Source organism: Chryseosolibacter indicum (assembly GCF_018598585.1).
In the GTDB taxonomy this organism is placed as follows: domain Bacteria; phylum Bacteroidota; class Bacteroidia; order Cytophagales; family Cyclobacteriaceae; genus Chryseosolibacter; species Chryseosolibacter indicus.
This window is the reverse complement of record NZ_JAHESD010000112.1, coordinates 1-6705: the sequence shown is the minus strand read 5'-3', so window position 1 is coordinate 6705 and position 6705 is coordinate 1. Positions and strand designations below refer to the sequence as shown.

At 40.3% G+C, this 6705-nt stretch carries 3 protein-coding genes; all 3 read left to right on the top strand.

The window, feature by feature from the left end; translation table 11 throughout:
• Nucleotides 1–576 precede the first annotated feature (576 nt).
• The 3 genes from KK060_RS24225 to KK060_RS24215 all read left to right on the top strand — a co-directional run bounded on the left by KK060_RS24225 (nucleotide 577) and on the right by KK060_RS24215 (nucleotide 6326).
• Complete coding sequence (locus tag KK060_RS24225) at nucleotides 577–1383, top strand: GLPGLI family protein (protein WP_254157766.1); 807 nt, start codon at nucleotides 577–579, stop codon at nucleotides 1381–1383.
• Between the two features lie 5 nt (nucleotides 1384–1388).
• Entirely contained in the window at nucleotides 1389–4061 is a 2673-nt protein-coding gene (locus KK060_RS24220; RefSeq protein WP_254157764.1) for a hypothetical protein, read from the top strand.
• 1686 nt (nucleotides 4062–5747) lie between these two features.
• On the top strand, nucleotides 5748–6326 hold the full coding sequence (locus KK060_RS24215; RefSeq protein WP_254157762.1) for a hypothetical protein: 579 nt from the start codon (nucleotides 5748–5750) through the stop codon (nucleotides 6324–6326).
• Nucleotides 6327–6705: the final 379 nt, after the last annotated feature.

The following is a 6705-nucleotide window of genomic DNA, read 5'->3' as shown; positions in this document are numbered from 1 at the left end:
ATATAAGAGTAGGCAATGGAGTAAGTTGACAATTGACAATGGGGCAGTTAACAATCCCGAACTTCAAAAAGACAACACAGAATTCCTGAAGTCCGAATCTCAAACCTAACCCGGAACCTTAAACCTGTAACCTGTAACCTTAAACAATTCCCCAACCTAGAACCTCGAATAATTAACCTTAAACCTTAAACCTGTAACAGACTTAACCTCGAACCACAATTGCTACAAGTTTAAGGTTGCAAGTTACATGTTGTAAAAAGGTTGTTGCGAAACCTTAAACCTGTAACCTTAAACCTGTAACAATCCCAAACCCAGAACCCAGAACATCGAATCAATACGAAAGTAGGCAATTGAAATAGGCAAAGTCTTATAACCAGCAGTTCCGTTATTGGAAAAGAAGGTCATACCTACAAAGGAGTATTTTTTAGTTCATCACTGAATTACCTCAGGTGCTGCTTGCTTAAATAAAGTCTCATGCTTTATATTTAAATAAGTTCATAATTATTTTTTAGTTAATCGGTCTGTTTTAATTCTTAAGTCGACCGGGTCCCTAGGGCAATTTTTTAATTCTTATAAATGAAATACTTAGTAGCTTTATTAGTATGTTATTTATACAGTTTTTCTTCGTTCAGCCAGATAGTTGACAAGGAAAGATGCTTTTATTATAACTATACAGCCCACGTTTCTACCATCGATACCAATAAGGTTTGGAAGGACCAGATGATCCTGGTTATAAAAGATGGGATAACTGTGTTCGAAAGTTATTCGAACTTTCGTCGTAACAGTGAAATAAAGGCAATGAAAGAAAGAAATGTTCCGTCTCAGGAGTTTGCCGCTAATTTGAACAAACTTCCCCGGGCTAATTTCAAGTTTGCTCTTCAGAGAAATTACAATCAACAGCAACATATTTATACCGATAAGATTGTTAAAACAAATTATAGGTATGCAGAAAAACTAACTCCGCTTAACTGGTCAATCAAGAAAAAGACAAAAGTGATCAACGGACTACATTGCCAGTTAGCCACCACGCGGCTATATGGAAAGGAATTTGAGGCATGGTTTACTGAAGAAATTCCTTTACAGGAAGGTCCTTATAAATTTTACGGTTTGCCCGGTTTAATTGTGGAAGTATACGATCAGAGTAAGTCACATCACTTTCTGCTTAGCGGGAATGAGAACTCATGTACCTATGTAGAGGGTGATAAGGAAATAGTTTATATTGATGTAAAACGGGAGGAGTATCTTAAAGCAGTTAGAAGATATTACGGAAGCGTTACACAGGCCTATTCTGAAGCTGGTATTCAATTCAATGTCGACGCAGAGCAAAAGAAGAAAATGGATCAGGACATGCAGGTTGTAAATAATCTTATTGAAATGGAGTAGAAAATATGTTTAACCTGTCAGTAAGGTTTTTATTTTGCTTATTTCTGAACGCCTTCCTTCTTAGTTCACAACACCTTTCTGCACAGAAAATACAAAACCTAAGCGGGCACGCGAGAGACCTCAGTGGTAAAGCACTTTCTGCTATTAATGCAATGGTTAAGGAAGAACCACAGGGACCAGCAATAGCTTATGCTATTGCCGATAGCTCTGGCTATTTTGAGGTAAAATATGATTCGGATAGCGATAGTATATTCCTTAAAGTAACTGGCCAAAGTATTGAAGATACAGTTCTTCAGCTTCCTAATAAGTCGCAGTATGTTACACTTACACTTGATTATCGCAACCATCCGTTAAAGGAAATCGTATTCAAAGATTCGCCTTCAATCAGTAAAAGGGGTGACACGATAATCTATGACGTCAGCAGTTTTCAGAAAGCACAGGACAGAGCTGTTGCAGATGTAATAAGTCGTATGCCTGGGCTTAATATTCGGGCAGACGGAACTATTGAATACCAGGGTGAGCCCATCGAAAAGTTTTACATAGAAGGATTGGACTTATTAGGCGGAAGATATTCTCTCGCCAGCAATAATCTGCCGGCACAATCCGTGAAGTCAGTTGAAGTGTTGGAGAATCATCAGCCTATCCGGTTGCTGGATAGTATCGCTTATAGCGATAAAACATCACTCAACATCAGGCTTATGAATAAGATAACGACAACAGGACAGGTACAGGCACTGGCAGGAGTGAATGAAGATGAATCATTGCATGAAGTAAACATCACTCCGATGTTTTTTAATGCAAAAACACAAGGCATCGCGTCATTGCAGTCAAACAATTCAGGCGAAGAGTTGGGGAATCAAATACGGGTACTGTCAAAAGAGACAATTCTTGACGACTATATAATACCTGACAATGAAAATCCACGAGTGGAAATACATAAATTAAGCAAACCAAATTTCGATAACCGCCGCATACTTTTTAATAGTAGTCACCTGGGTACCCTCAATGTACTCCGCAAGCTTAATAATTCATTCGAGGCAAAAGCATATATATCCTATCATACCTTCCGGAATAAGGAATATGGCGCTTCTGAAACAGTTTACTTGCTCCCTGAGGATACCGTGCGGGTAACAGAGCCAACCTATAACCGTTATCATACACACCACCTTGAAGGTGAAATTAACCTTCTTAAGAACGACAAGAATGCCTATGTAAGAGACCTCCTGCAGTTTAACGTGAAGAAGAGTGAGCAGGAGGGCAGTACAACTTTTGCAGGAACAACATTTAACCAGGATGCCGACCTCCCTTTTAAGTCGCTTTCAAATCAGTTGATTTGGTTGAGACCGTTAGGTAAGCAACTTGTCAGCCTGCGTTCTCAGGTTACTCTCCAATCAACCCGTCATACGTTAAACGTACAGCCTGGGCTAGTATCATTAAGTGAAGGACAACCCAACCCCCAACATATTCAACAATCATTACGGGAACGAAATGTAGTAGCCAAACACAGTGCTGCTTATGGACATCAATTCGGAAAAATTTCTTTTGATGGCAAGCTAGGGTTTGACTACGAATACAGGGCTCTTTCAGGTAGTGCAATTGAACATCGCAATGGTGTAAAACAGGCAGTCGATGATTATAGAAATAACCAGGAAATCTTTCACTACAATGCATACTATGAAACGAAACTGGTGTACAAGAAAAGAAAGCTGAAGTTGCAATTAGCACTTCCGTTGTCATACCAGCAGGTAATAGCAAGAGATGAGGAGGAAAAAGTCGAACAAAAACCGGAGAAGTTATTTTTTAACCCAACCTTCAGACTTACCTATACTATCAATGGATTCTGGGAAGCTTATGCAAGAATAAGCAGGCAGGAAAAATATATTTTAGACGATATACATTACAATCCTATTCTGAAAAATTACAGGCAAAAGGAAAACTATAATAGTGCAATACCAAAACAATCAGTGAATAATGCAGGGGTAAATATCAGTTACCGGAATCCACTTACTTCCTTCTTCTTCAATGCAGGGTATTCATACGCAAGGCAACACCATAATATCCTTTACGAAAGCATTATATCACCTGCCGGAATAATAAATACGAATGTTGTAAACCAGGATAACCGAGCCCGGATACAACATTTAAGAGGGCAGGTAAGTAAGTTTGTTGATGAGATCAATACTACCATTCGCCTTGACTATGCTTTGCAGGAGAGCAAAAGAAATCAAATCATCAACGATGCATTAAGTATGGTAACAAACAGGTCAATAACCCTTTCGCCAGGCATCGATATAAATGTTAGTAAGTATACTTCTTTATCGTATAGCGGATCGGTGAAGCGAGCTGATGTAATCATTGATCACAAGACTGCCAACCATGTCGATCAGTTTTTACAAACGGCATCACTGTTTGTATTTCCTGATAAAGAGCAGCAAATAAGTATATCTTTTGATAGCTATACAAACTGGTTCGAGAACAGAACAACACGACAGGCATTTGTAGATCTTCGCTATCAGTATACCTTTACCAGGCCACGCATAGATGCGACACTAAGCATCGAAAACATATTTAATGAGAACAGTTTTGTAGACTACAATCAAAACACGTTCACCATCTACCAAACCACCTACCAACTCCGCCCACGGCAGTTTTTAGTTGGTGTCAAGTTTGGTTTCTGATTCTGCGAACATTTAACTGGCAGTTGACAATCTCACTCTGATACAGATCCCAAACCTTTGACTTTTACCTGTAACAACCCCAAACCCCGAACCCGTGCGTTACAAGTTAAAGGTTGCAAGTTACATGTTGTTAAAAGGTTGGGAAACATTGAACCATAGACGTGTAACCTTAAACCTGAAACAACTTAACCCAGAACCCAGAACTTCGAACCAAAGAAAGTAGGCAGTAGGCACAATGCAATAGGCAATGGAGTAAGTTGACAATTGACAATGGGGCAGTTGACAATTCTCAAACCTAACCCGGAACCTTAAACCTGTAACCTGTAACCTTGAACCTGTAACAATCTCAAACCCCGAACCACAATTGTTACAAGTTTCAGGTTTCAAGTTACATGTTGTTGAAATGTAACTATAGAAATGCCGGATACGGACGCTTGTATAAAATCTTCTGTATCAGTTTAAGGAGTTTAGTTAGGGTACAGCTCCCTTTTATGTCGAATCATCGCACTTAGTTTCTCATCTTAGATTTTAGCAAGGAAAGAACAGCATTAGGAAGGCGCAGACACTTTCATCGTTTTCGTCATTCCCCGCCTACGATAGAGACTATAAAAAGCTAAAGCAGTTGCGAGGGAATCCCCTGGCCTTGCAAGAGGTACTATGAAATGTCTGAACTACCTCTTCAATTGGGACAAGTTAAAGGCTGGAAGTTACATGTTGTTAAACCTTAAACCCGTAACAACTTAACCCCGAACGCAGAACTTCGAACCAATAAGAAAGTAGGCAGTAGGCAATTGGCAGTAGGCAATAAAGAGTTGACAGTTGACAATCTGTGAACTTCGAAAACACAGCACAGTATCCTTCACACGATCTTAAATGGAGAGGCGAGCGGTGGCCTCATCCCGATAGCTATCGGGACGGGGTGTCCCGGAAGGTGCGTTGGGCAGCATATTTTTGTGTGCCCTTTTTCTTTGCGAGCGTTTCTGTGCCTGTCCCGATAATTTCGGGAGGCAAGCAAAAAGAAATGCGAATGATATAGATGAATGATGCTAACCCATAAACTTAGAAAGAAACAGCTGAACGTTAAGACTCGAAAATAGTTACTGATTCTTAAAATCAATTCGGAATCACCAAAGCCAAAATTTAAACATAACCTTAAATCTTTAACTTTAAACCTGTAACAGACTTAACCCCCAAACACAATTGTTACAAGTTTAAAGTTGCAAGTTACATGTTGTTAAAAGGTGGTTGCGGAACCTTAAACCTTAAACAACCCAGAACCCAGAACTTCGAACCAAAGAAAGTAGGCAGTAGGCAATTGGCAGTAGGCAATAGGGGTAGTTGACAATTGACAATGGGCAGTTGACAATTCTCAAACCTAACCCGGAACCTTAAACCTGTAACCTGTAACCTTGAACCTGAAACAATCCCAAACCCCAAATCCAATCGTTACAAGTTTAAGGTTTCAAGTTACCATGTTGTTAAACGGTTGCAACCTTAAACCTGAAACAGGATTAACCAGAACCCTTAACCTCGAACATCCTGATTATAAACCATCTCGCTTCAGTATATCCTTCAAGTTCCTACACTCTCCCTATTTTCATACTATCTTCTAACAACGGTATTTATTAATTGCCGCTTTCATCGTATCTTAGATCATCATTCATAAAAGGCACTAAAAATCGAACCATGGCTATAAGCACGAGTCAGCTACACCGAAACCTGAGGGGTGCGCTGGGCGACCTCATCTTCAGGAATTATAATGGGAAGACCGTAGTCTCCATGAGGCCGAAGTATAAGAACGAGACCAATACAGAGGCACGCCGACAAGCAAGGGGCAAGTTTAGGGAGGCGACATTCTTTGCCAGCCATGCCATGATGGACAAGAAGTTAAAGGCCTATTACATGCAGAAGGCCAGGCAATTGAAGTTGCCGAATGCCTACACCGCAGCCATTACAGATTATCTCCGAAAGGCGAAAGCTGGGGCAGTAAAGCCATCAAGCTTTGCAGCTAAAAAGGGAGATACGGTTATGCTCTTGTTAAGTAAGGGTGTATTTAAGATCAGAAAAATAAAGGCAATTCTGTTTAACCATGATGGTGAGGTACTCTCCGAACAGCACCTGACCAAAGCGGAAGGAAAGAATGGTTTTGAATTTACGTTTACGGATGACTTCCCTGATTATGCAGGCTTCCGGATTATTACCGATGAGCCGGGCAAAAATGAATACACCATTTATGCCTCAGACTTTTTGATCCTGCCTGTTTAGCAGAAACGAACATCGATTATATCTATTACAGGCGAGAGTGATGATGCTTAACGTTGATGAAAGCCCTGCGCCAGTCGACTCTTTCTCGATACTCCTTGCTAAAAGGGTTAGACGAGCGATGGCCCTGAGGACTGCAAAATTATCTGTAGTAAAAAATAAACACGTCATCCCGAGAGCACGTTCTTTAGCTGTGAGGTGAAAGCATTTCGAGGGATCCCGTTCCCTGCAATTTTTATTAGAAAGACAAGAAGCAAAACGTACTTTGACAGCCCGTGTGATAGGGCAGTAGGGGCGTGACTTGATAAAGGAACTAGAAGAGTAGAGGAGGAGCATCTTTCCCTTAATATAAACTCAGAATATTTTGTATGCTCTTAACTAG